We start from the raw sequence: 24,149 nt of genomic DNA, 5'->3' as shown, positions 1-24,149 counted from the left end.
CGCAAAAAACATAGAAAATTTTGCATTCCGAATAAGTTTTTTTTTGATGAAAATTTATTTTCTTACTAAAAATTTGTAATTTGCTTACGCAAGTAAAAATCTGGTTTTTATGGAAAAGAAACTCAAATTTGCAGTTTTGCTTTCAGGTTGTGGCGTGTATGATGGTGCTGAAATACACGAATCAGTTAGCGTATTGCTTGCTATGGATAAAATGGGCGTAGAAGCGGTTTGTACAGCACCTAATACCGAACAACACCACGTTATCAATCATCTCACAGGCGAGGAAATGCCCGAAAAACGTAATGTTCTCATAGAGGCGGCACGCATAGCACGTGGCAATATTGTTGATGTAGCCCATTTGAACGTTACTGAACTTGACGGCTTGGTAATGCCCGGGGGCTTTGGTGTGGCTAAAAATTTTACCAAATGGGCTTTTGAAGGTCCTGCGGGGGCTATTCTTGAGCCTATCAAGAAAGTAATACAAGATTTTTACAAAGCTGGTAAGCCTATTGGGGCAGTTTGTATGTCGCCTACTACGGTAGCAAAAGCTCTGGAAGGCATTGCCAATGTGCAACTTACCGTAGGCAATACTATTGAAAAATCTCCTTATGATATTAGAGCCATTAGCGAAGGTATCAATCAGACAGGAAGTACCGCCGTAATGGTGAGTGTCAATGAAGTTTTTGTGGATAAAGCGAATAAAATCGTTACAAGTCCTTGTTATATGATGGAAGCCTCTATTTCTCAAATTTATGCGGGTGCTGAAAATACTATTGCGAAAATGAAAGAGCTGGTATAAAATTTGACACTTATTTTATTATTGAAACCTTCACTTCTTTTGAAGGTTTCCTTTTATGTATATTCACGTAAAAAACTTACATAATCAGATGTTCAGCGAGAGAATTTGGGATATATTGAGAGCCTACATCAATGATGCCATTGACCAAGCCTTGGAAGAAAGGGGCATTGGCAAAAAAGAACAGCATTCGCAAGAGAAAACCAATAAGCAAAAAACTGCTTTTGAGGAATTTGAAGAGAACTATCGCAAATACCAAAAATATCAGCAGGAGTATCAGTCTCATCAGAAACAGCAGGATTACCAAAAAAAGTCTAGTTATCAAAATTCCAATACACAAGAGTTGAAGTATTACGCTTGGCTGGAAGTTCCCGCAGGGAGCAATTTTGAAGAAATCAAGAAATCATACAAAAACTTGATGAAAAAATATCACCCCGACAACTTTCATCATAATGAAAGCAAACGCAAAACCGCCGAAGAACTTTGTCAGAAACTTAATGAAGCCTACCAATATTTTGAGAAAAAATTTGGAAAAAAATAGCAATGCAGTCAGTTCATCAAACATTACGTATTTTCTTGTATGTAGCTATTTTAGTAAGTTTGTGGAAAGGTTTTGAATTTAGTAGAAAATTTTGGGGCAATAACTACTCGGAAAAAAAAGAAACTTTTTCATCAGATAAAGTTGATATAAAAGCAAAAAATCAATGGATTGATAGTCTGCAAAATGCTTACAGCTACTCTCCTAACGTAGAACGCAAAGAAATGCGTAAGCATCATCAAGAAAACCCTAATTCTGCCAAAAGCACTCTATCTGATACTTCTGAAACTAAATTTACTCGAAACACTTTTTTGGCTTATCCCAAAAATAACTTAAAAACGCTTCAATATTTTTTTTCAGCCTTGCAAAATTTAGAGAATGGTGCAAACGAGCATTACCGTATCCTCTACTTTGCCGATTCGCAAATTGAAGGTGATAGAATTACTGCCACTTTACGAACAGCCCTGCAAGAAAAAGTAGGAGGTTGCGGGGTAGGTTTGCAAGGTTTCACGAATGCCAACAATATCAAATTCAGCATACAGCAAGAAAATGATGAAAAACTAAAAAACTATTTTTTGCTCGGTAAAGCTCTGCCCGAAAAAAAACAGACTTATGGCATTTTAGGACAAACTTATCTTTACTCTGAAAAAGACACAGCAAGCTATACTATTTTTCGTAAATCCGAGAAAGCAAGCGAGAAAGCTCAAAAAGTAGAAAATATCAAAATTCTTTTTCGTAATACACAAACCCCAACGCTAATAGAAATTTGGGAGAGCGAAAATAAACTTTCTCACAAAAAATTTGAACCTGCTTCACAAGTGCATTTTTGGGCAGTTCCTTTGCAAACAAACTTTTCTGAAATCAAAGTTACTTGGCAGTCAGCCAATAGCCCTGAAATGTACGCTGTGGCATTGGATTGTAATAAAGGTATTACGGTTGATAACATTCCCATACGAGGTAGTGCGGGATTGGAATTTACCAAAATGAACCTCTCCACCCTACAAGCACAAGCCGAATACCTCAACCCTTGTTTAGTTATTTTGCATTTTGGGGTAAATGTAACAATGAACACCACCGACTTTGGCTTCTATGAAAGAAAAATGATGGAGCAAATCAATTTCCTGAAAAAAGCCTTCCCCAAAGCCTCTTTTGTGCTTGTGGGGATTTCGGATAGAAGCTACAAGTCTGGAAATGCTTTTGAGACCTACCCTGCGGTAGAAATTTTACGCAGAGTGCAGAAAAGAATCGCCCTGCAAGCGGATTGTGCTTTTTGGGACTTGTATGAGGCAATGGGAGGTAAAAATACAATGCCTCTTTGGGTAGAAAAGGGTCTAGCAAGCAAAGATTACACCCATTTTACGCTCAAAGGGGCAGAAATTATCGGGAATATGTTTTTTGAGGCTCTTTGGAGTGATTTTCAAAGTTATAAAAACATTCAGTAGGTTTGCAAATATATTTGCAGGTCGCTAAACATTTGCTCAAATCGTTTTTTTACACTCTCTAAAAATTCTTGATTTTGAGCAAGTTCTAAAACTTCTGTTTCGGAGTAATCCAATTCACTAATTTTGTAAGTCTGCTCAAGCTGATTTTGTTCAAATTTCAAGATAAATTTCTGATTCCACCAAAAAAGCGTAACAGTAAGCGAGCCCTCGCTGAATTGATTTAATTGTTTCATTAGAGGCAATTTAAATTTGTAAAGCAAATTTTTTGCAAAAATAAATTTTTTTTGATGTTCTCTTGACTGATATACATTTTAACTTATCTTTGTAACCACAAAAAACGCTTGAATGTCCAAGAGTTCCCCCGTTGTAGATTTATTTATACCTTGTTTTATAGACCAAATTCGCCCTAAAATTGCTTGGGACACAATCAAGGTACTCAAAAGTGTGGGGTGTAGGGTACGTTACAAGGCAAAACAAACTTGTTGTGGGCAACCCGCCTATAATGCAGGTTTTTGGAAAGAGGCTTGCAGTGTTGCGGAAAAACTCATTGATGAATTTGATGATGAAAATGCCTACGTAGTAGCCCCTTCGGCTTCGTGTATTGGAATGATTAGAAACGCTTATACCGATATTTTGAAAAGCGAAGAAAAATTAGAAAAATATTATAGTTTGCAAAAAAGGGCTTTTGAACTCAGCGAATTTTTGGTAGATGTGCTGGGTATTGAGCAGTTAGAAAATGTTTGTTTCCCACATCGTATCACTTATCACGATTCTTGTTCAGCTCTTCGTGAGTGCTATATTAGTGATGCACCTCGTAAGTTGCTTCAAAGCATAAAAGGGTTGGAAATTGTTGAAATGAGTGGGATTGAAACTTGTTGCGGTTTTGGAGGAACATTTGCTGTAAAATTTCCTGCCATTTCAGCGGCTATGGCAGAACAAAAATTGCAAAATGCCTCTCAAACCACCACCGAATATGTAGTTTCTACTGATTTCTCTTGCCTGATGCATTTGGAAAGTTATGCCAAAAAAAACAATATTTCATTGAATTTCTTACATATAGCAGAAATTTTAGCAAATGATTGCTAAAAAATTTGCTTTTTATCGTAAATTTTCAAAAATTTCCGCAAATTAAATCTTCATAGCTTATGTCTATTGTAGATAGGTATCACCAAATTATTCAAAAAGAAAAAGTCTTGCTCGCCTACAAGGGCTGTATTGATGGTGATACAGTTACTTATCTTGTTAAGTTAGCTGAAAAAAATGTGGCTTCTATCAATGAAAAATTAGCTATCCGTAAGAAAGTTATTAGCATTTTGGTAGAAGCAATTCAAAACATTGTCAATTATTTTGCCGAAGAATCTTTGGATAAGTCTTTTGAGAATGAATCCTTTGTGATTGTTGCCGCTCAACAAAACCAATATGAAGTTTTAGTAGGTAATTATATTTCAGGGCATAGAATGCGAGCCTTAAAAAAACGCATAGATAACGTGAATATGATGTCGGCAGAAGATTTGCAAAAGGTTTATTTGGATATTTTAGAAAATCCCAAAGTATCTATTACACGTGGAGCAGGGCTTGGCTTGATAGATATGGCAAGACGTACTCAAAGCAAAATTAACTATTCTTTTGTTGAATACGACCAAGACCACGTACTTTTTATGATGAGTATGACCGTAGCTCGTGTAAAAGATGTTGTATTAAGCTAAAACTTCATAAAATATATGGAAAGTTTGATAATAGAAAATACTAATAAAACGCCTAGAGTCTTTTTTAATGCTTTAAGTGGTAAAATGGAATTGGCAGGCAGGTCTATCCCTGAAAACTCCTTCCAGTTCTATGAGCCATTGTTGCAGTGGCTTGATGAATATGCCAAGAATCCACAAGAACTAACTCATTTTACATTTAAGCTGGATTATTTCAATACAAGTTCTTCTATGTATATTTTAGGGATTCTGAAAAAATTAGAAAAAATGCACGCAGAAGGCAAAAAAATAAGAGTTTCTTGGTACTATGATTCTGAAGACGAAGATATGCTCCAAACAGGGGAAGATTTAAGACAAATTGTCAAAATTCCGATTGAAATGACTGAATTAGAAAGCTAATTTACACTAAATCCATTGTTGTAAGCAAAGAAAATATTTTTTTTCTTTGCTTTTTTTGTAAAAAACTATGGCAACTATTACTCAAACCAAAAGTAAAAGTTTAGGAAGCTACCCTTACACCAGTGTGATGACAAGTATCACAATTGCTCTCATTGCATTGGGGGTGTTACTTATGCTTATCATAGGTATTATCAATTTTGCTGAAAGAGTAAAAGAAAATGTGGAAGTACAAGTAATGCTCGATAATGGATTAGAAAACGAGCAAATAGCACAAATACGGCAATTGCTTTCTGATAAAAAATATATCAGAAGATTTGCAGGACAAGCCGATATAACTTTCAAACATAAAGACGAAGCCGCCAAAGAACTTATCAAAGACTTGAAGGAGGATTTTATCACTCTGCTTGGTGAAAATCCTTTACGCCATTCATTTTTATTGCATATCAAATCTGAATTCTGTAGCCAAGAGGGGTTGGAGCAAATCAAGAAAGAACTTGAGCAAATGAAAGGTGTTTTTGAGGTGTCATATGCACAAGAGTTTTCAGAGGAGGTCAATCAGAATGTAGCAATGGTCAGTTTTGTACTTTCAGCTTTTGCTCTTTTTATGATGATTATTGTGGTAATACTGATACACAATACTATACGATTGGCTTTATTTTCTCAGAGATTTATTATCCGTACGATGCAATTGGTAGGGGCTACAGCCTCCTTTATCCGCCGTCCTTTTTTAGCAACCGCTTTTTGGCAAGGGCTTTTGAGTGGAGCTATCGCTTTTACACTTATCTATGTAAGTTTACCCTACTTAAATGTAGGTTTTATTAGGCTTTCTGAAATGTTTAGTCCTTTGCAAATTTTAATTATCGGAGGAATTTTAATTGTTTTAGGGGTATTTTTAAGTATTTTTAGCTCTTACAGGGCTGTCAATAAATATCTTGCAATGAACCTAGATGAGTTGTATTAAAAAGTGCTTTTATTATGCTTGCAGAATATTTTTTGAAAAAAAATAAGAAAAATTTGTAACAAATCGTAGATATTTTTGTATAATAGCGATAAATTTGCCATATTAACTTCAATTAACCTAAACTTAACAACTTTTTTATGAAGCGACTAAGTTTTACTATTTTAGGTCTGTGTGCCTATTTATGGGCGGAAGCAGGCGGCTTTCAAGTAGTCTTGCAAGGTGTAAGGCAAACAGGTATGGGAAATACTGGTTCTGCCTTGGCTGATGTAAGCAATATGTTCTACAACCCTGGTGCTATTGGCTTCATTGAAGGTGGTGGAGTAGCGGCGGGGGTAAATGCCATATTTGGTAAAACAGAATTTGCCTCTTTAGACGGCAGCATTTATAAAACTGAAAACCCTGTAAGTACTCCTTTTTACTTACACGCCGCTTTTGGTTTTGGAAAAAATAAAGCTATCAAAGCAGGGTTGAGTGTAGTTACGCCTTATGGCTCTACTGTAAAATGGGAAGATGGCTGGATTGGCAAAACCTATTTAGAGCAAATTGCTCTGCGAGCCATTTACATTCAACCTACTGTTGCTTACCGAGTAAATGAAAAGTTTTCCGTTGGAGCAGGATTCCAGTATATGACTGGAAGTGTTAATCTGCAAAGACAAAATGCTCTTCCTGTCAATGGTCTTTTTGTAGATGCTGAACTTGACGGAAAAGCAACAGGTATGGGCTGGAACTTGGGGGTAGCCTACAAACTTTTTGATGAAGTAACCCTCGGATTAGCTTATCGTTCTAAAATTATCGCCAAAGTAGAAGACGGCACTGCTACTTTTACTAACATACCATCTTTGGGTGGTCCCGTAGGTGCCGCTATTGCGGGTAATTTCCCTAATCTGAGTGGTAGTACTGCTTCTACTAAGTTTTCATCAGAATTACCTTTGCCTGCTGTGCTTACTGCCGGTGTTACTTGGAAATATAGTGATAACTTATTATTCAACTTTGATGCCCGCTATACTTTTTGGAGTGCTTACAAAGAACTTGCTTTTAACTTCACAGACCCTGTAGCAGGCTCTAATACTTCTATTTCTCCTCGTCAATATCAAGATCGTATTACTATTGGTGCTGGTGCTGAATATAAAAAAGGAGGATTAGCTATTAGAGGAGGCACTTACTTCGATCCATCACCTGTAAAAGATGGCTTTATGACTGCCGAAACTCCTGATGCCAATACTTTTGCGGGTACATTAGGACTGGGATATTCTTTTGGAAAAGTAAGCATTGATTTAGGAGGCATCTATCTTACCAGACCTACTCGCGATAATAGAAATCCTGCTACTGATGCTAATGGTAATTTTGTAGGTCCTCGCGGCGATTTCAAAACCAAAGCCGTAGTAGGTACTTTTGGTGTAACGTTTAATTTCTAATAATGGTCGAACAAAAAATTCAAAATAGATATGAAACTCAACATACTGAAAGGAACATTAGCTATTTCCGCAAGTGCTTTTATTATAGGTGCTTGTGCTCCTAAAATAGACCCTATCCCAGCTAACAAAGGTAGCTTAGATTTAAGCAAATATATTGCTGTTGGTAACTCCCTTACGGCTGGCGTTGCTGATAATGGCTTGTATAACGAGTCTATGAGGTACTCTTACCCCAAATTTATTGCCGAGCAATTCAAATTAGTTGGCGGTGGAGAGTTTCATCAGGCTTTATTCAATGATGGGCAGCAAAATGGTTCGGGGTTCTTGAAAATTACAGGTTGGAGTCCGACAGGTACGCCTGTTATTTCACAAGAAACAAATAACTTGGCTGTTGTAAGTCCAAGTCCTTTAAGGTTTGCTCGCTACGACGGTCCTCTCAATAACTACGGTATTTCAGGTATTAGAGTAGTAGATGTAACCGTTCCTGCTTACAGCCAACTCAATCCTTTTTTTGAACGTTTGCTTCCTCCCCTTACTACTAAATCTTATGTAGATTTTGTGGGTGAAGCTAATGCTACTTTCTTTACCTGTTGGATTGGAAACAATGATGTATTAGGTTTTGCAACAAGTGGCGGAGACCCCAATGCTAACCCTATCCGCTCAAATACTATCGCTCCTACTCAATTTCCTTACAGCACTGATGGTTCTTTGGGGGCAATTACTAATATCAATGTTTTTAATGCAAGTTACGACGCTTTGATAAACAAACTCACTGCCAATGGTGCCAAGGGTGTGGTTGCAACTATTCCTGACGTAGCCTCTATTCCTTATGTAACGCTCATTAATCAGCAAATTAGAGGGACATTGCCTACCTTCCCTTTTATTCCTAAAAGTGCAACTGAAATTACTGTAAGAAGAGAGTTTACCGCATCAGAAGCAACTCTTCTGAACTTTATTTATCAAGGTCTTACCGTAGATCCTGACGGACCTGGACCATTGCCTCCTATTCCCGGTTGGGATCCTGATGGTGCCGGTCCTATCGTAGGTGGTACAAACCCAGGACTTATTGCTGGCAACAATAGATTTATTATTGTAAAAGGTGTTGCACTTTCTAGCACTATACCCACTTCTATTTGTCCTCTTTGTTCTACAGATCTTCCCGGTGATTTAAGAGTTATAGTAGAACAAATGGATGCGGCTTCTGATTTTATTCTTTTGCCTGCACAGCAAGGGCTGCTCACTCCTACTAATTTTGCTAACGGATTAGGTTTTGTAAATCCTACTACGTTCCAACCTCAACCCTTTCCTGATTGGTCGGTGTTAGATGAGCAAGAAGTAAATTTTGTTCGCAATGCTACAAACGCCTATAATGCAAAAATCCGTGCCGTGGCTGAAGCTAAAGGTTTAGCACTTGTAGATGCCGATGCTTTGTTTAATCAAATTATCAGAAACAGAAGCATTGATGGCGTACAAGTTTCAACAGACTTTATCAGCGGTGGATTGTTCTCGCTTGATGGTGTTCATCTTACCCCAAAAGGTTATGCTATTGTTGCTAATCAAATTATTAAATCTATAAATGCTAAATATGGCACAAGCATACCCCTTATTGATATAAATGCTAGAAACATCAGAGGGGTATTGTTCCCTTAATTGTTTTCGCTTTTGCATTTTCAAAAAAACCTCCAAAAATTAAAATTTGGAGGTTTTTTATTATTTTTACGCCACCAACTATGCAGAAGATATTCCTCATATTTCTTTTAAGATTGCTGATAGCCTCGACTACCCTCGCCCAACCCCCCTTTGAGGCGGGTTTAATGAGTGATTATGGTTTTATTTTTCGCCACGCACCTAAAATTGGGCACGTGCAGTCGCATCCTTGGGCAATTACAGCCTACTTTAATCGCTATCATTTGGGTAGGCTTGCTTGGGAACAAGACTTTGGCTACCCCCAAACTTCTTTTGCACTCACTTATTTCAATTACCAAAATTCTATTCTTGGGCATTCCGTGGCACTATCGGCAAATATGCTTTTGCCTATCTACCGAGCGGAAAAAAGTACCTTACAATTCAAAATCGGTACAGGGCTTGCCTTTGCCTCTAATCCTTTTGATATTGAAACCAATTTTCAAAACAATGTTTTGAGTAATATTTGGAGCTATGTAATGCAAGGGGGATTTTGGTGGAACTATCACCTCAACTCTCATTTCAGACTTAAAACAGGCTTGCAGATTACGCATTATTCTAATGGTGCTTTCAAACTGCCCAATGCGGGTGTAAATGTAATCACTACCTTTGTGGGAGCAAGCTATGTGTTTAATCCTGAAAACATTATTTTCCAAAAAAATACCCACACCTTTTTTGAAAAAAAATGGCACTTTCAGACGGCATTAGCAGGTAGTTTTATAGAAACGGAAATCAATCAGCCTTACAAACATTTTGTTTTCAATGTAGGTTTATACGCTATGCGTGATATAAACCGAAAACACCGATTAAATGCAGGTTTGGATTTTTCTTGGAACGAAGGCATCAAGTATCAAATTGAGCAAAAATTTCCCAATCAAACCTCTAAACCTGATTACAGGCGTATTAGCTTGGTAATAGGTGATGAAATTACCTTCGGCGATATGAGCCTCAATATCCAACTTGGTTACTATATTCGTAGGCAGTTTGAGGCAAAAACCGATATGCCTTTTTATCAGCGTTATGGTTTGAAATGGTATTTTCATAAAAACATTTTCACAGGATTGCTTCTCAAAACCCACGCTTCCGTAGCTGAATGTGCAGAATTTACACTTGGAACGCATTGGAACATCAAAAGAAATGAACGAGAAAAGTAAATTTTTTGTAGAAAACATCATCGCTTGGTATAAAAAACATCATCGCAAACTTCCTTGGCGAAACACCCAAAATCCCTATCACATTTGGCTTTCAGAGATTATTTTACAACAAACTCGTGTAAAACAAGGTTTGCCTTATTATCTGAAATTTGTAGAAAGGTATCCTACCTTACAAGATTTGGCTTCGGCAAGTGATAATGAAGTGTTCCGACTTTGGCAAGGTTTAGGCTACTACAACCGAGCTAAAAATATGCTTACTGCGGCTCGCCATCTTTGCGAAAACAATCAAGGCGAGTTTCCAAAAAACTATCAAGAACTACTCAAACTCAAAGGCATAGGCAAATACACCGCAGCAGCGATTGCTTCTTTTGCCTTCAACGAAAAAGTAGCTGTGCTTGATGGTAACGTATTCAGGGTGTTGGCTCGTTATTTTGGCATTTATACAGATATTGCCAGCCCACAAGGCGAAAAAGAGTTTAGGGCTTTGGCTGAAAGTATCGTTCCTGAAAATAGTAGTGAGTACAATCAGGCAATTATGGAATTTGGGGCTTTGCAATGTACCCCGCAAAAACCCAATTGTATGTTTTGTCCTTTGCGTGAGCATTGTTTTGCTTTTGCTTATCAAGAGCAGGAGAGTTTGCCTGTAAAAATCAGTAAAACACAAATGCGTGAGCGTTTTTTTGCTTATATTATTTGGCACAATGAAGATAAAATCGCCCTCAAAAAACGCTTACACAAGGATATTTGGCAAAATCTTTACGATTTTGATTTGCAAGAAAAAATCAGTTTAGACGAACTTCATCAGATACAGGTACAGGGAACTTTTTTAATGGCTTCTGAAATACTCAAACACCAACTTACTCATCAAAAAATATTTATTCGTTTTTTTCATTTTGAAAGTCCTACCCCAAATCTTGTAGATAAAAATTTAGAATGGTATTCTTGGCAAGCTGTTCAAAACTTACCTAAACCTATTATCATAGCTAATTACTTGCAAACCTTACAAACACAAAACCTACAAGGTTAAACCTTGTAGGTTTTGAAATGCAAGGCAGAATTTTATCAAATATTCTTGATTTCCACACGGCGGTTTGCAGAACGCTGTTGAGGTGTTTTATTACCTGCTTTAATATCAGTGCTGCCATCGGCAGGTCTTTCATCGCCATAGCCAATTGCCTGAATACGGTTTGCCTCTATGCCTTTTTTCACCAAGTAGTTTTTGATGGCATCGGCACGCTGTTGAGAAAGTTTTTTATTAGCGGCTCTATTACCTACATTATCGGTATGCCCTTCTACAACAATTTTAGCATCAGGATATTGCTTCAATAGATTAGCTAAGTTATCAAGCGATGCCAGTGAAAGTTTCAATATAGTAGCTTTGCCTGTGGCGAAATTGATACTTTTGGCAATTTTTAACAAGTCTTCTTCTTTAGGTTTTTTAGCAGGACAGCCTTTTTCTTCAGGGATACCGGGTACATCAGGGCAGGCATCATCTACATCGGGGATTTTATCACCATCTTTATCGGGACAGCCTTTGAAAGAAACTAAACCGGGTTGTTCAGGGCAACGGTCATCTTTATCGGCAATGCCGTCTCCATCTTTATCGGGACAACCTTGTAATTCCATTTTTCCTGCTTCGGTAGGGCAAGCATCGTCGGGGTCAGGTAAGCCGTCGCCGTCTGTATCAGGACAACCCTTGAATTGAGCTAAACCGGGTGTATCAGGGCATTTATCATCTTTGTCAATAATTTTATCGCCATCTTTATCAGGGCAACCATTAAATTCTTTCAAACCCGCTTCAGCAGGACAGGCATCTTCACCATCTACAATGCCATCGTTATCAGTATCAGGGCAACCTGCAAATTGCTTCAAACCTTTATCATTAGGACATTTATCTTTCTTATCAGGAATTCCGTCTCCGTCAGAATCTTTGGGTTTAGCCAAGCCAAAACGGAAACCTCCTCTGTAATGCAGATAATCGGCAAAATCAAACATATAGTTATAGCCTGCTTGTAAATTAAGGGCAATTAGGTCATCAACCCAATAATTTACTCCTAATCCACCTTCCAGAACTCCATAGGTTTGTCTGCGAAGGTAATTAGCACCACCGCCCAAAGTAAGATAAGGGTCAAATTTCTTTTCAGGCAAAAAATGTAATTGCCCTGCCAAGCTACCTTGCACGCTGGCGGCGGTTTGTCCTGTGGTAAAAAGTTCGTCGGGGAATAAGTCGCTAAAATTACGAATTTCAACTACCGAAACCGAGGGAGCAATTTGAATCATAGAACCAATTTTCTTGGAAGCCGTGATGTAGGGTCCCCAATTCCAGTCGCTCATACTCAAGCCCTTTTTGGCAGGTACACCGAAATCAAAAGCAGTTACGCCTGCTCCCAAAGTCCAGTCAGAGCCTTGGGCTTGGGCATTATACCAAGAGCAAAACACTACAAAGAGCAGTAAAGTTATTTTCTTCATAAGAATATGATTTTTACGTTTGCAAAATATTTTCGCAATATTAAAAAAAAATTTTGTACTACCTACAAAAAAATGATTTTTATACTAAATTTTAGATAAAAGTACAAATTTCTTGTTTGTGTGAGTAGTAAGATACAGAAAGTTTCCTGCAAAAATACGTCAAATGAGGTATGGTAAAAGCTTTGAAAATTTTGTCTTTTTGCTTAAACTAAATTCCTAAAAATATATGAAACGTATTTTTGCAGTTCTCTCGTTTGTATGTCTGCTGTTTGGTGCAAATGTATATGCCCAAACGGTAGAGTTAGAAAAAATGCACGAACTTTCCAAGCGTGCCAAAAGGGGCTACCTGTATCACGTTAATCAAGATGCAGAAACAGGCAATATTGACCTTGTTTTTATCACATCACAGAATAGCAGGCGTATCAAAATGGAAATTTATTCCTTTGATAAGGAATACAATCTGCTTGACCAACGCCAAGAAGAGCAGGAAATTGAAAACAACCGCATCAAATTGCGTTTGGGTAAATCTGATGTAGAAATAAAAGTAAAATATAAAGAGCCTATCGTGAGAGAAGGTATCAGTGTTGAGAGAAACTTCACGGGTACGCTGGTGCTTAAACGTAAGCGTGTAACTTACACGTGGAGTACCTTTTTTCAAGAATATACCAAAAGTGTAAAAACACTTGAAAAAGTAAAGCCTAAAACCGATGAAGGGGATAAATATTTGCTTCTGAATTACTATGAAGATGACTACACAGGCGATGCAGTCGTAATAGCAACCCCCAAAAGTGAGATGGGCTACCAAAGAATCACTTTAATGAAATTCAACAAAGATTTAGATATGGTAGCTAAAAAAGATATTGACTTCCCTTATGCAATGGGAGCTTTCTACAAGTCTGTCATCAATAGGCAAAACCCCGAAGACGAGGATATTCCCATAGCCGAAGGTGCTTTCTTTATGCTTGCTCCCAGCCGTTGGGGAAAAAACAAAGCCCCCAAAGATAAAACCAATGAATTTGAAATTTTACGCTTTGATAACGATTTCAAAAATGTGGTACGAGTACCCTACAAAGCGGCTACCTCTTTATGGCGTATAGATGAAGATTTTACACATAACACCAGCCACTATTTTTATGGCTTATCTGCCGATACCAAAGGCAAATACTATGACCAAATCATCAATCCGAATAAGTTTAAGTCTGTGCAGGTGATGAAGTACAACGAGGCAACCAATCAAGTAGAGTTCATCACGAATACCAATCTTGATGAAATGAAAGCTAAAATCAAAACGCCCCCTGCTCAAAAACGCAAACCTGTGTTCAAAGGCGGACAATTTGATAGAAAAATCGCTATGGTAAATGATAGAGAGGAGTTTATTTTATCGGGGCAAAACTATAAAGTTTCCAAGAATAAGAAAGTCTATCAAGATGTAATTACCTTGTATTTTGATAACAAGGGGGTTCTGAAAGCAATGTATGGCATAGACCCTGTTGAAAACAATAAATGGAGCAAGGCTATGGGAGCTCCGCAGTATATTTTAGATGTGAGCGAATCTAATCAAAATATGTACTTAATTCTCACCGAAATTGATGGATTTGATGTTGGAGATGATAGATTGGAAATTTATCCTCGTATTGCTAAAATTAACAAAGGCGATGCTTCCATTAGCAATTTTACAACTTTGGGCGTAGTGAATAAAAAGAAATTTTACTTGGATAAAAATTTCCCATTTTTCAAGCCTGCACCTAATAAAATTACCTTTTTTGGTTCAACTTCAAATGGTAAATACATTTACTTTGGTAGAGTAAAATTAGATTAAGCAGTTTTTTTCTTGAAATCCTCACAGATGCTATCTGTGAGGATTTTTTTATCTAAAAACTCCTCCCGTATGTACAAGAAGCACTTTACTATTTTGAAGGAAAAAGTTTTTTTCTAATAAATCAAAAAAAGCAAAAAACATCTTTCCTGTATAGACAAACTCCGTAGGAACTTGAAATTTTTCTTCAAAATGCTGAATAAACGCCGAAAGTTTTTCTGTTTTTTTGGCATACCCGCCAAAATGGTAGTCTAAAAGCAATTCAAAAGATTGAAAAGGCGTATCTTGCAAGAGTTTGTAAATTTCTTGATACAAAAAAGATGCATTTTTGAGTACAGGAATACCTACAAGTTTTGTATTTGTGGCGTAAAGACTTCGGGCAAGTCCTGCAAGTGTGCCGCCTGTTCCTACACAGCACAGAATATAGTCAAAACTAAAAGAAAGTTGCGGTAAAAAATCTAAAATCTCACTAGTACCCTGAACCGCCAAAGCATTAGAACCTCCTTCGGGAATAAGGTAAAAATTTCCGAATTTTTGCTCTAACTTTTGGATAAAATCAGGATTTTTTTTCTGCTGATAGTCCTGACGGCTCACAAAGTATAATTCCATTCCCCATTTTTCTACCTGCAAGAGCCTTTCATTGAGTATTGGAGGTTTTTCTCCTCTGATAACACCAATAGTTTCAAAACCCCAACGCTTCCCCGCCGCGGCTACTGCTACAATGTGGTTAGAATATGCCCCGCCAAAAGTAAGCAGTTTATTCAAACCCAATTTTCGTGCCTCTTGCAAATTGTATTTCAGTTTGAACCATTTGTTCCCTGAAATGTAGCTATCAATTTTATCCAAACGCAGTATAAAAACTTCTATTTTTTTAGAAAAATCAACTTTTTCCAAAAAGTCCAAAGTATTTACAAATATCATAACATTGTGCCTAAAAATTGAAAAAAAGCCACACAAGAATTCCAATTATTTTTGAACCCAAGCAATGAGTTTTATGGTTCGTTTTTTAGGCTTTGTGCTTTCCATAAAGAATCTTGCAGACGTTTCATTCGTTCTCGTTCTAATTTTTCTTTCAAGAAATACAATGCTTGACGAGCCATTAAATCTTCGGCATCTTGTTTGATAGCTTTTTGATAAAAATCTAATGCAAGTTCATCTTTACCTAATTTTTCATAACAAATACCTAAAAAATAATTGATTTTGGGCAAAGCAGGTGCATAACGATAGGCATTTTCCAAGAAATTTAACGCCTCTTGATACTTTTCTGCTTTAAGAGCCTGCTCGCCTAAAAAAAAGGACGCCTGATACAAACGATTGTTTTGCTGATAGGCTCGCAGGAAGTATTTGGCGGCACTATCTTTTTCTTTGAGTTTTTGCCAAGCAAGAGCTTTTTCTAAAAACAGACTATCATATAAATTTTTGACTTTCAGTCCTTTATTTGCCCATTCTATAGCCTTTGTAGGCTGATTTTGTTGATTATACAAATGGCTCAATAGCTTGTAGCTTTCGGTATAGGCAGGATTTTGCTCAACTGCTTTCTGTAAAAAATGATAGGCTTGCAGGGTATCATTTTTCAGAAAAGCAAGTTTTCCTTTGGCAAAAGTAAGTTGAGGAGCTTCGGGATAATTTTTTTCAAGTTTTTGCAAATATCTCTCTGCCTCTTGCCACTCGCTTTGTTCCATTGCAAACTGAAATGCAAAAAGTAAAACTTGAAAATTGTTTTTTTCAAGGTTCAAGGTTTTTTGTAGGCTACTACGAGCTTCGGTGAAGTTTTTCAAAGCATTTTCACATTGAGCTTTGAGCAAATAATATTCTGCTCTTTCAGAAATTTTAAGAGCTTTTTGGACAAAATCTTTGGCTTTGTTATATTCTTTCTGATGAAAATACCACAAAGCAAGTTGATAAGCCGTTATATCATTTTCGGGGTCATTTTCCCAAGCTTTTTGAAGCGTTTGTAAAGAAGCCAGTGAATAAAACGCATCTATTTGAGCATTTTCCTGAACAGCAAAGCGAGCCTTTTGCTCTTGGCAGGCTACCAATATTAAAATAAAGGCTATTTTGAAAATAAACTTTTGCATTTACACAACCATAAGAGGAGCAAGGCTTCATTCAACAGAAACCTTGCTTTTTAGTTAATACAACGGAGGAAACTTTTGCGGATTTGCCTCGCTCATCATTGCGTAGATTTTATCAAAAATATCTTCGGCATTGGGTTTAGAGAAATAGTCGCCGTCAGAGGCATAGGCAGGGCGATGATCTTGTGCGTGAATGGTAACAGGGGCTGAATCTAAGTAGCGGTATGCTCCTTGCACCTCTAAAACTTGTTGCATCATAAATGCCGAAGCACCTCCTTCTACATCTTCGTCTGCAAAAACTACTCGGTTGGTTTTCTTGATAGAGTGCAAAATGCTGTGATGAACATCAAAAGGCAAAAGGGTTTGCACATCAATCACTTCTACACTTATGCCCACTTCGGCAAGTTGAGAGGCGGCGTCCATTGCTATTCGGCACATTGAGCCATACGTAACCAATGTAACATCAGTGCCTTCGCGTAAAATTTCAGGCACTCCCAGAGGCACGGTAAATTCACCTAAATTGAGTGGCATTTTTTCTTTCAAACGATAACCATTTAAGCACTCAATAATGAGAGCAGGTTCATCGGTTTGAAGCATTGTATTGTAGAAGCCCGCCGCAATAGTCATATTGCGAGGTACAAGCACCCGAATACCCCGAATAGCGTGTAAAATCATTCCAATAGGCGAGCCTGAATGCCAAATCCCCTCCAAACGATGCCCTCGTGTGCGTATAATCACAGGAGCTTTTTGTCCGCCTTTGGTGCGATATTGCAAGCAAGCCAAATCATCAGACATAATTTGAATGGCATACAGCAAGTAATCCAAATACTGAATTTCAGCAATAGGACGCAAACCACGCATTGCCGCTCCAATGCCTTGCCCCAAAATAGTACATTCACGAATGCTCGTATCAGTAATGCGAATTTCACCGAATTTTTCTTGCAAACCTGCAAAACCCTGATTTACATCGCCAATTTTGCCAACATCTTCACCAAAAGCTACTACCAAAGGATTATTTTGGAAAATGGCTTCAAAGTTTGCCTGCAAAACTTCTCTGCCATCTACCACTTTGGCATCGGGAGCGTAGATAGGTTTTATTTCTTTTACGTGTAAAGCATTTTTCGGTGATTGACTATAAAGGAATGAGTTATATTCATCACGAGCAAGTTCCTGTTTATTTTTTAGAACTCGCAACAATTCTTTTTTAGCACTTTCAGGCTCATTTCGCAAGATACGAATGGCTTTTTTGAGAGCAATAATAGAATCTTTTTTGATAGGATTGACGGTGCTTTTTAATTCTTGCCTCACTTTTTGCAAAGCCTCTTGGTAAGCAGGATTTTGTGAAATTGCCCAGTCTAATGCTTTTTCAGTATCCTCTTGGTAACGCCTGATAGATTTTAGGAAATTATTCCAAGCCGTAGTTTTAGCCTGTTTTACGCGTTCTTTTGCTTCTTCCTCTATACGATTGAGTTCGGTAATGGTAGCTATACCGTGTTCTAAAATCCATTCTTTGAACATTCGGTTGCAGTCAAAATTCTGCTCCCACTCCAAACGTTCTTTGGATTTATAGCGTTCGTGAGAGCCCGAAGTAGAGTGTCCTTGCTGTTGCGTAACTTCTATCACGTGTATAAGCACTGGTGTATGTGTTTCGCGACAAATTTTAGCCGCTTTCTGATAAACATCAATGAGTTTGAGATAATCCCAAGCCTTCACTTTAAAGATTTCAAAGCCTTTTTGTTGAGGATTTTCTCGTTGAAAGCCCGCCAAGGCGTCAGAAATACTATGTTTAATGGTATGGTATTCTTTGGAAACAGAAATGCCATATTCATCGTCCCAAACCGACATTAGCAGGGGCACTTGCAACACACCTGCCGCATTGAGAGCCTCAAAAAACATTCCTTCGGAAGTAGAAGCATTGCCAATAGTTCCAAAAGCAATTTCATTTCCATTGTTTGAAAAGTGCGAAAATCCACGTAGTTCGGGGTTTTGGCGATACAATTTAGAAGCCCAAGCTAAACCTAACAGACGAGGCATTTGTCCTGCGGTAGGAGATATGTCAGCAGAGGAGATTTTAAGTTCAGTCAAGTTTTTCCAAGAACCATCTTCATTGAGCAAGCGAGTAGCAAAGTGCGAATTCATACACCTACCTGCGGAAGCAGGCTCATTTTCTATTTGTGTATCAGCATATAGTTGGGCAAAAAAGGCTTCCAAAGTCAGTTCGCCAATAGCCATCATAAAAGTTTGGTCGCGGTAATAGCCCGAACGCCAATCACCTGCCTTGAAGGCTTTTGCCATTGCAATTTGAGGTAATTCTTTACCATCACCAAAAATACCAAATTTAGCTTTCCCAGCAAAAACCTCTTTCCGCCCCATAAGGCTCGCCTCACGACTTTCGCAAGCAAGGCGGTAATCGGCTAAAATGTCTTCCTTGGTCAGGCTAATCCCCGTAGCCGTATTCTGAATGTAAAAGCTCATACCATACAATGTTTGAATTGGCAAAATTACACTTGAAAGGCAATTTATCAAAAAAAATCTTTTTTACAAAGGAATATTGCCGTGTTTCTTTTTAGGGAGCGAAGCAACTTTATTTTCAAGCATTTTGAAAGCCTTTATGAGTTTCTGACGGGTTTGCGAAGGCATAATCACCTCATCAATATAGCCTCTGAAAGCCGCTCTGTAAGGGTTAGCGAACTTTCTTTCGTACTCTTCAATTTTTTCTTGCAGTTTGGCTTCGGGGTTTTCAGCTTCCATAATCTCTTTACGGAAAATAATTTCGGCAGCACCTTTTGCTCCCATTACAGCAATTTCGGCGGTGGGCCAAGCATAATTCATATCTGCCCCTATGTGTTTAGAGTTCATCACATCATAAGCACCTCCATAGGCTTTGCGTGTAATAACGGTTACACGTGGTACAGTAGCTTCGCAAAAGGCATACAAAAGTTTTGCTCCGTGATTGATGATGCCGTGCCATTCTTGGTCGGTACCGGGCAAAAAGCCGGGTACATCTTCAAAAACAAGCAAAGGAATATTGAAACAATCGCAAAAACGAACGAAACGAGCCGCCTTGATACTGGCATTTATATCCAGAACTCCCGCTAGCACCGCAGGCTGATTACCCACAATCCCGATGCTTTTCCCCGCCAAACGAGCAAAACCTACCACGATATTTTCTGCAAAATTCTTATGGACTTCTAAAAAAGATCCTTCATCAACCACACTTTCAATGATTTCTCGCATATCATAAGGTTGATTGGGATTATCGGGAATAATATCGTCTAAATGAGGGCGTAGCTCATCACTTTTGGCTTCGTAAGCATAAACGGGCGATTCTTCTTCGCAATTTTGAGGTATGTAAGAAAGCAGTTTTTTGATAGTTTCTAAGGTTTCTATTTCGTTGGCACAGGCAAAATGCGTAACCCCCGATTTAGTGCTGTGTGTGGAAGCTCCGCCCAGTTCTTCGGAAGTTACTTCTTCGTGGGTAACGGTTTTCACTACGTTAGGACCCGTTACGAACATATACGAAGTGCCTTCGGTCATTAGAATAAAATCAGTAATGGCAGGTGAATAGACAGCCCCTCCTGCACAGGGTCCCATAATAGCCGAAATTTGTGGAATTACTCCCGAAGCCAGTGTATTTCGGTAGAAAATATCGGCATAGCCCGCCAGCGAGACCACACCTTCTTGTATTCTTGCTCCTCCTGAGTCGTTCAAACCGATGACAGGAGCACCATTTTTCATTGCCAAGTCCATTATTTTGCAGATTTTTTCGGCATAGGCTTCTGAAAGTGAGCCACCAAATACCGTAAAATCTTGCGAAAAAACATACACCAAACGCCCATTGATTGTTCCATAGCCTGTAACTACGCCATCGCCCAAATAGTGCTGTTTATCCATACCAAAATCTCGGGCTCGGTGCATTACAAACTTACCTATCTCTTCAAAAGAACCTTTGTCTAATAGCAATTCTATACGCTCCCGAGCTGTCAGTTTGCCTTTTTTGTGTTGAGCTTCAATTTTGTCTTTTCCGCCTCCCAGTAAGGCTTCTGCATTTTTTTCTGCTAAAATCTGATATTTTTCGGCTTTGGTTTTTCCTGATTCCATCATTTTTGCAAAAGGTTTTTTGCCAAAAATACAAAAAGGTTTGTTTGCTGAAAAAATATTTTTACAAGTTCTTAAATAATGCTTAAAACTTGCTTATTTATGAATTTTTAAGGTGCTAAACACAATTCAATAAAAAATACGTACTTTTGTAGAAAATTTTAATCAAATGTTTGATAATATTGCCTTAGACAAATCTTGGAGTTTTACAAATTGTTCCGCAAAGGATACTTCTTACATTACACATTCTTACTATACTTATCCCGCCAAATTTATTCCACAATTAGCAAGTAGGCTTATTGCAGAACATAGCCAAAAAGGAGAACTCATTATAGACCCTTTTATGGGAAGTGGTACAACAATTGTAGAAAGTATTGTAAATCAAAGAGTTGGAATAGGTACAGATATTAACGAAATAGCCTATTTGGTGGCAAAGGCAAAAACAACCCCTATCAAATCTACTGAATTAGCCAAAGAGTTTGTTCAATTAGAGATAGACTTAATAAGTCGTTTTAATGGAAAAAAAGATTTTTATTTGGAAAAGGCTTACGAAAAACTGAATTTTCACGAAAGAATAGATTACTGGTATAAACCTACTCAAAAGGAAAATTTAGCGATTTTGCTTTATAGGATTTTAGAAATTGAAAACGAAAGCATAAAAAACTTTTTTCTTGTTGCTTTTGCCCAAATCCTAAAAACTTGCTCTATTTGGTTACAAAAAAGTATTAAACCTACACGAGATTTCAAGAAAAAAGAATATGATGTTTTGGTTACTTTTTTGCAACAAACAAAAAAAATGCTCAAAAAAAATGATGCTTTTTGTAAAATTTTGCCTCAAAATGTTTTAGGTAATATTGAAAATTTCAGAAAAATTGCTTGCCAAGATGCCCGAAACGTGCCTTGTGAAAATGAAAAAGCAAGCCTGATTGTAACAAGTCCGCCCTATGTAACAAGTTATGAATATGCCGATTTACACCAACTTCCCTTGTATTGGTTAGGACATTTAGACGAATTAGCTCAATTTCGCAAAAAATTTATTGGCTCTTCGGCTACACAAAGAGAAGAAATTGAATTGCATAGTGATTTGGCAAATGAAATTGTATCAAAATTGGGCAATAATAAAAAAGGACGTGAAGTACGAAATTATTTTGCGGATATGTACGAAACTTTTGTAGAAATGCACAGAGTTTTGAAGCCGAAAGGAAAGGCTTGTATTGTAATTGGCAACACTAATTTTAAGGGTGTGGAAATTCTAAACGCAGAGGTTTTTGTAGAACAAATGCAAACGATTGGTTTTAGAGTTTTTGATATTATTAAAAGAGAAATTCCTTCTAAAATGCTACCTTCCACAAGAGATAGCAATACAGGGCAATTTGCAAAAGTAACCGATGCCAACTTAACTTTAGCGTATCCTACAGAATATATTTTAATTATGCAAAAACAATGACAATTAAAGACCTGATAGCGATTTACAAAAACAAAAAAGCCCAATACGGAGAAAATGCTTACAAATATATTTCTAACCTACTTACAGAGGCAAAAGAACAACACAAAGCAGACTTTTTAGTAAGCAAGGTTGCCCAAAAAGCCCGCAAAGAGGGTAGAGAACCAGACCACGAACAATCTTGGCGTGCTTTCAAAGGTAAGAATTTAGAAAAACTAATTGAGTACATCATCACTGACGAAGTTCAAAATTTAGGACTAAAAGTCATCAATGGTAGTTCTTTGGAAAGAACAGAAGGTAAGAACCTGCCCGAAGAATTGAGCAAAGTAAAGCGTAATTTATTAGTAGACTATGGCGAATATGGTTGTCATTTACCAGATGTGGATTTGATAATTTATGAACCTAAAAACTCTAAAATTATTGCAGTTTTGTCAAGCAAAGTAACTTTGCGAGAAAGAATAGCTCAAACAGGTTACTGGAAATTGAAATTGGCAATGGATAGTATGACCAAACACATCAGAGTTTACTTTATCACGCCCGATGAAGACGGAACTTTGACAAGCAAATACCCTACCAAAAAAGGCAGGGCAATCGTTGAAGTTGATACAGACGGCTGCTATGTTTTAAGCGAAATCAACATAGAGGAAAGCGACAAAGTGAAAATGTTTGACAAATTTATTTTAGACTTGAAAAGATTGATAAAGCAATAAAATAGCAGCCATAAAGACTATTATGGCTGCTTGAAAGACATTATTTGCAAATATCAAGGACTTACCAAATAAATCCCCACGCTCACATAAGGCGTATGACCAATATCGTTATTGAGCAAGAATTTTTTGTTAATAATCCCCTCTCTAATATCACGAGCTTCGGAAAGGTTAAATTTATAGTTGTAACGAAATCCTGCTTGCACAGAAATCCAAATGAAATTTTTCAGAGCCTGCTCGTAAATAGCTCTGATTTTTACTTCTGAGCGACGAAGTTGCAAATCATCATAAGGGCGTAAATCTGTACCTACTTGGTCGCCTATATTGCTGATATGGTAAGAATTTCCAACAATCTCATAACCCAATTGCAAAAGCGATTTAGGCGAGAAATTTCTGCGGAAATGTGCCCTTGCAGGGAAAAGTATTTCTACCCCCCAACGGTCGTTGAAAGTACGATTGTAGAGCAAAATAGGAATGTGCAAAGTTTCGCCCCCGCGATAAGTACGTGTAACCCCAATCCCCCACATAAAGCGGTCGCTTTTTTTCCAACCATACACAAAAGCCCCACTGAGCGTAAGCCCACTGCTAAAAGCTGTACCCAATTCACTTGATTTGAAATCACCATTGACATCGCCTTGTGCTTGAATAATTATGAAGCGTTGCTCATTCAAAGGTTTGAATATAGTTGTGCCTATTCCTCCTGTGCGTAAGCCTCTATCATTCAGACTGCGATACAAACTATAACCTTTGGGGTCTTCAAAAATAAAACGACTCTCCTGATATTGGGCTGTAAGGCTCACTATCAGGCTGGACTTGGAAATAATTGGATAATTTACATTTAGATGCAAGCCGTGAACTGCCTGAACTTTTACATCATCGGGGCTATCACCAACATTGTTGTAATTGGGATTATTTTGATAAGGCTCACCTTTTTTAGATGTAATACTAAAAGGTCCTTGCACCTCATAGCCGCCGCCGTATAATTTCGTAGGGGTAAGATTTTGCACTTTTTGCGTACAATAACGCTTCACACCCGAACTAACATCACCATAATTGCTAAAATCTTCGTCAATAGGAGGTGGCTCATCAGTTTTGGTAGTATCCTGAGCCGAAAGGAAACCTGCGTAAAACACAGCAAGTAAAAGCAATAAAACTTTTCGCATAAGCATTTATCGTTTAGTTGAAAAAAACGTTTTTTTGGTTTTCGCAATTTAACAAACGTGAATTATAAGTCTAACTTATTGTTTTCAAGGGATTTAAATAAAAAAACTTAGGGTAATTGAAAAAATGATTAACTTTGAGTTGTACTTTTTAAATATTTAATCATATGAGTCAATTACCTCTAAGTCCGCTAAAATTAGTTGAAATTTTCGTAAGTGTAGATGATTTTTTGAAAAATTTTTCGCCTGCTCTACAAAAATATCTTGTGGGGGAGGATAAATGGTCAAAACG

General features: G+C 37.6%; 21 protein-coding genes. 14 read left to right on the top strand and 7 right to left on the bottom strand.

Going from position 1 to position 24,149, the window contains the following annotated elements; translation table 11 throughout:
* The first annotated feature begins 109 nt into the window (after positions 1 to 109).
* From elbB to Rain11_RS00630, 3 genes are all read left to right on the top strand, one after another.
* Complete coding sequence (gene elbB, locus Rain11_RS00640; protein WP_101357396.1) at positions 110 to 799, top strand: isoprenoid biosynthesis glyoxalase ElbB; 690 nt, start codon at positions 110 to 112, stop codon at positions 797 to 799.
* An 88-nt stretch (positions 800 to 887) separates the two neighbouring features.
* Positions 888 to 1,337, top strand: a complete 450-nt coding sequence (locus tag Rain11_RS00635) for a J domain-containing protein (RefSeq protein WP_207764403.1) — start codon at positions 888 to 890, stop codon at positions 1,335 to 1,337.
* Positions 1,338 to 1,339: 2 nt separating this feature from the next.
* Positions 1,340 to 2,776, top strand: coding sequence for an SGNH/GDSL hydrolase family protein (locus Rain11_RS00630; protein ID WP_101357394.1), 1,437 nt, complete (start codon positions 1,340 to 1,342; stop codon positions 2,774 to 2,776).
* Here the strand turns inward: Rain11_RS00630 and Rain11_RS00625 are convergent.
* Positions 2,770 to 3,009: a hypothetical protein gene (locus tag Rain11_RS00625; RefSeq protein ID WP_101357393.1), complete on the bottom strand. Its 240-nt coding sequence runs from the start codon at positions 3,007 to 3,009 to the stop codon at positions 2,770 to 2,772. The two genes, Rain11_RS00630 and Rain11_RS00625, sit on opposite strands and share 7 nt — an antisense overlap.
* Positions 3,010 to 3,121: 112 nt before the next feature.
* On the opposite strand from Rain11_RS00625, the gene Rain11_RS00620 reads away from it, so the two are divergent.
* From Rain11_RS00620 to mutY, 8 genes are all read left to right on the top strand, one after another.
* Positions 3,122 to 3,862: a (Fe-S)-binding protein gene (locus Rain11_RS00620; RefSeq protein ID WP_101357392.1), complete on the top strand. Its 741-nt coding sequence runs from the start codon at positions 3,122 to 3,124 to the stop codon at positions 3,860 to 3,862.
* A 59-nt stretch (positions 3,863 to 3,921) separates the two neighbouring features.
* Positions 3,922 to 4,482 (top strand): SiaB family protein kinase, encoded by a 561-nt coding sequence (locus tag Rain11_RS00615; RefSeq protein ID WP_101357391.1) that lies wholly within the window; start codon positions 3,922 to 3,924, stop codon positions 4,480 to 4,482.
* 15 nt (positions 4,483 to 4,497) lie between these two features.
* The gene (locus Rain11_RS00610; protein ID WP_101357390.1) at positions 4,498 to 4,878 is read left to right on the top strand and encodes a DUF1987 domain-containing protein; all 381 of its coding nucleotides are present in this window, start codon (positions 4,498 to 4,500) and stop codon (positions 4,876 to 4,878) included.
* A 67-nt stretch (positions 4,879 to 4,945) separates the two neighbouring features.
* Entirely contained in the window at positions 4,946 to 5,839 is an 894-nt protein-coding gene (locus Rain11_RS00605; protein WP_101357389.1) for a cell division protein FtsX, read from the top strand.
* 137 nt (positions 5,840 to 5,976) lie between these two features.
* Positions 5,977 to 7,254, top strand: a complete 1,278-nt coding sequence (locus tag Rain11_RS00600) for an OmpP1/FadL family transporter (protein ID WP_101357388.1) — start codon at positions 5,977 to 5,979, stop codon at positions 7,252 to 7,254.
* 30 nt (positions 7,255 to 7,284) lie between these two features.
* A complete protein-coding gene (locus Rain11_RS00595) occupies positions 7,285 to 8,901 on the top strand; it encodes an SGNH/GDSL hydrolase family protein (protein WP_101357387.1) in 1,617 nt (538 codons plus the stop codon).
* A gap of 80 nt (positions 8,902 to 8,981) precedes the next feature.
* Complete coding sequence (locus Rain11_RS00590; RefSeq protein ID WP_101357386.1) at positions 8,982 to 10,088, top strand: acyloxyacyl hydrolase; 1,107 nt, start codon at positions 8,982 to 8,984, stop codon at positions 10,086 to 10,088.
* Positions 10,072 to 11,115, top strand: a complete 1,044-nt coding sequence (gene mutY, locus Rain11_RS00585; RefSeq protein ID WP_101357385.1) for an A/G-specific adenine glycosylase — start codon at positions 10,072 to 10,074, stop codon at positions 11,113 to 11,115. Before Rain11_RS00590 ends, mutY begins: the two co-directional genes overlap by 17 nt.
* A gap of 35 nt (positions 11,116 to 11,150) precedes the next feature.
* On the opposite strand, the gene Rain11_RS00580 is transcribed toward mutY, so the two are convergent.
* The gene (locus Rain11_RS00580) at positions 11,151 to 12,557 is read right to left on the bottom strand and encodes an OmpA family protein (RefSeq protein ID WP_101357384.1); all 1,407 of its coding nucleotides are present in this window, start codon (positions 12,555 to 12,557) and stop codon (positions 11,151 to 11,153) included.
* Positions 12,558 to 12,783: 226 nt separating this feature from the next.
* Here Rain11_RS00580 and Rain11_RS00575 point away from each other — a divergent pair, with 226 nt between their 5' ends.
* Positions 12,784 to 14,376 (top strand): hypothetical protein, encoded by a 1,593-nt coding sequence (locus tag Rain11_RS00575; protein ID WP_101357383.1) that lies wholly within the window; start codon positions 12,784 to 12,786, stop codon positions 14,374 to 14,376.
* 48 nt (positions 14,377 to 14,424) lie between these two features.
* Here the strand turns inward: Rain11_RS00575 and Rain11_RS00570 are convergent, their stop codons facing one another.
* The 4 genes from Rain11_RS00570 to Rain11_RS00555 form a co-directional block, all read right to left on the bottom strand.
* Positions 14,425 to 15,294, bottom strand: coding sequence for a 1-aminocyclopropane-1-carboxylate deaminase/D-cysteine desulfhydrase (locus Rain11_RS00570; protein ID WP_101357467.1), 870 nt, complete (start codon positions 15,292 to 15,294; stop codon positions 14,425 to 14,427).
* 71 nt (positions 15,295 to 15,365) lie between these two features.
* Positions 15,366 to 16,451: a tetratricopeptide repeat protein gene (locus Rain11_RS00565; protein WP_101357382.1), complete on the bottom strand. Its 1,086-nt coding sequence runs from the start codon at positions 16,449 to 16,451 to the stop codon at positions 15,366 to 15,368.
* A 54-nt stretch (positions 16,452 to 16,505) separates the two neighbouring features.
* Positions 16,506 to 18,923, bottom strand: a complete 2,418-nt coding sequence (locus Rain11_RS00560) for an alpha-ketoacid dehydrogenase subunit alpha/beta (RefSeq protein ID WP_101357381.1) — start codon at positions 18,921 to 18,923, stop codon at positions 16,506 to 16,508.
* 63 nt (positions 18,924 to 18,986) lie between these two features.
* The gene (locus tag Rain11_RS00555; RefSeq protein WP_394341582.1) at positions 18,987 to 20,549 is read right to left on the bottom strand and encodes an acyl-CoA carboxylase subunit beta; all 1,563 of its coding nucleotides are present in this window, start codon (positions 20,547 to 20,549) and stop codon (positions 18,987 to 18,989) included.
* 166 nt (positions 20,550 to 20,715) lie between these two features.
* On the opposite strand from Rain11_RS00555, the gene Rain11_RS00550 reads away from it, so the two are divergent.
* Positions 20,716 to 21,993, top strand: coding sequence for a DNA methyltransferase (locus Rain11_RS00550; protein ID WP_101357379.1), 1,278 nt, complete (start codon positions 20,716 to 20,718; stop codon positions 21,991 to 21,993).
* The gene (locus tag Rain11_RS00545; protein WP_101357378.1) at positions 21,990 to 22,700 is read left to right on the top strand and encodes a BsaWI family type II restriction enzyme; all 711 of its coding nucleotides are present in this window, start codon (positions 21,990 to 21,992) and stop codon (positions 22,698 to 22,700) included. Before Rain11_RS00550 ends, Rain11_RS00545 begins: the two co-directional genes overlap by 4 nt.
* A gap of 53 nt (positions 22,701 to 22,753) precedes the next feature.
* On the opposite strand, the gene Rain11_RS00540 is transcribed toward Rain11_RS00545, so the two are convergent.
* The gene (locus tag Rain11_RS00540; RefSeq protein WP_133121454.1) at positions 22,754 to 23,860 is read right to left on the bottom strand and encodes a DUF6268 family outer membrane beta-barrel protein; all 1,107 of its coding nucleotides are present in this window, start codon (positions 23,858 to 23,860) and stop codon (positions 22,754 to 22,756) included.
* Positions 23,861 to 24,149: the final 289 nt, after the last annotated feature.

It is taken from the genome of Raineya orbicola (assembly GCF_002843425.1).
Lineage (GTDB): Bacteria > Bacteroidota > Bacteroidia > Cytophagales > Thermonemataceae > Raineya > Raineya orbicola.
Note: the sequence above shows the minus strand (reverse complement) of the source record. Positions and strands in the feature narration are given on the sequence as shown.

What these genes read in the sequence shown, in the direction of transcription:
- elbB (WP_101357396.1), top strand. Translation starts at nt 110, where the DNA reads ATGGAAAAGAAACTCAAATTTGCAGTTTTGCTTTCAGGTTGTGGCGTG.
- Rain11_RS00635 (WP_207764403.1), top strand. Translation starts at nt 888, where the DNA reads ATGTTCAGCGAGAGAATTTGGGATATATTGAGAGCCTACATCAATGAT.
- Rain11_RS00630 (WP_101357394.1), top strand. Translation starts at nt 1,340, where the DNA reads ATGCAGTCAGTTCATCAAACATTACGTATTTTCTTGTATGTAGCTATT.
- Rain11_RS00625 (WP_101357393.1), bottom strand. Translation starts at nt 3,009, where the DNA reads ATGAAACAATTAAATCAATTCAGCGAGGGCTCGCTTACTGTTACGCTT.
- Rain11_RS00620 (WP_101357392.1), top strand. Translation starts at nt 3,122, where the DNA reads ATGTCCAAGAGTTCCCCCGTTGTAGATTTATTTATACCTTGTTTTATA.
- Rain11_RS00615 (WP_101357391.1), top strand. Translation starts at nt 3,922, where the DNA reads ATGTCTATTGTAGATAGGTATCACCAAATTATTCAAAAAGAAAAAGTC.
- Rain11_RS00610 (WP_101357390.1), top strand. Translation starts at nt 4,498, where the DNA reads ATGGAAAGTTTGATAATAGAAAATACTAATAAAACGCCTAGAGTCTTT.
- Rain11_RS00605 (WP_101357389.1), top strand. Translation starts at nt 4,946, where the DNA reads ATGGCAACTATTACTCAAACCAAAAGTAAAAGTTTAGGAAGCTACCCT.
- Rain11_RS00600 (WP_101357388.1), top strand. Translation starts at nt 5,977, where the DNA reads ATGAAGCGACTAAGTTTTACTATTTTAGGTCTGTGTGCCTATTTATGG.
- Rain11_RS00595 (WP_101357387.1), top strand. Translation starts at nt 7,285, where the DNA reads ATGAAACTCAACATACTGAAAGGAACATTAGCTATTTCCGCAAGTGCT.
- Rain11_RS00590 (WP_101357386.1), top strand. Translation starts at nt 8,982, where the DNA reads ATGCAGAAGATATTCCTCATATTTCTTTTAAGATTGCTGATAGCCTCG.
- mutY (WP_101357385.1), top strand. Translation starts at nt 10,072, where the DNA reads ATGAACGAGAAAAGTAAATTTTTTGTAGAAAACATCATCGCTTGGTAT.
- Rain11_RS00580 (WP_101357384.1), bottom strand. Translation starts at nt 12,557, where the DNA reads ATGAAGAAAATAACTTTACTGCTCTTTGTAGTGTTTTGCTCTTGGTAT.
- Rain11_RS00575 (WP_101357383.1), top strand. Translation starts at nt 12,784, where the DNA reads ATGAAACGTATTTTTGCAGTTCTCTCGTTTGTATGTCTGCTGTTTGGT.
- Rain11_RS00570 (WP_101357467.1), bottom strand. Translation starts at nt 15,294, where the DNA reads ATGATATTTGTAAATACTTTGGACTTTTTGGAAAAAGTTGATTTTTCT.
- Rain11_RS00565 (WP_101357382.1), bottom strand. Translation starts at nt 16,451, where the DNA reads ATGCAAAAGTTTATTTTCAAAATAGCCTTTATTTTAATATTGGTAGCC.
- Rain11_RS00560 (WP_101357381.1), bottom strand. Translation starts at nt 18,923, where the DNA reads ATGAGCTTTTACATTCAGAATACGGCTACGGGGATTAGCCTGACCAAG.
- Rain11_RS00555 (WP_394341582.1), bottom strand. Translation starts at nt 20,549, where the DNA reads ATGGAATCAGGAAAAACCAAAGCCGAAAAATATCAGATTTTAGCAGAA.
- Rain11_RS00550 (WP_101357379.1), top strand. Translation starts at nt 20,716, where the DNA reads ATGTTTGATAATATTGCCTTAGACAAATCTTGGAGTTTTACAAATTGT.
- Rain11_RS00545 (WP_101357378.1), top strand. Translation starts at nt 21,990, where the DNA reads ATGACAATTAAAGACCTGATAGCGATTTACAAAAACAAAAAAGCCCAA.
- Rain11_RS00540 (WP_133121454.1), bottom strand. Translation starts at nt 23,860, where the DNA reads ATGCGAAAAGTTTTATTGCTTTTACTTGCTGTGTTTTACGCAGGTTTC.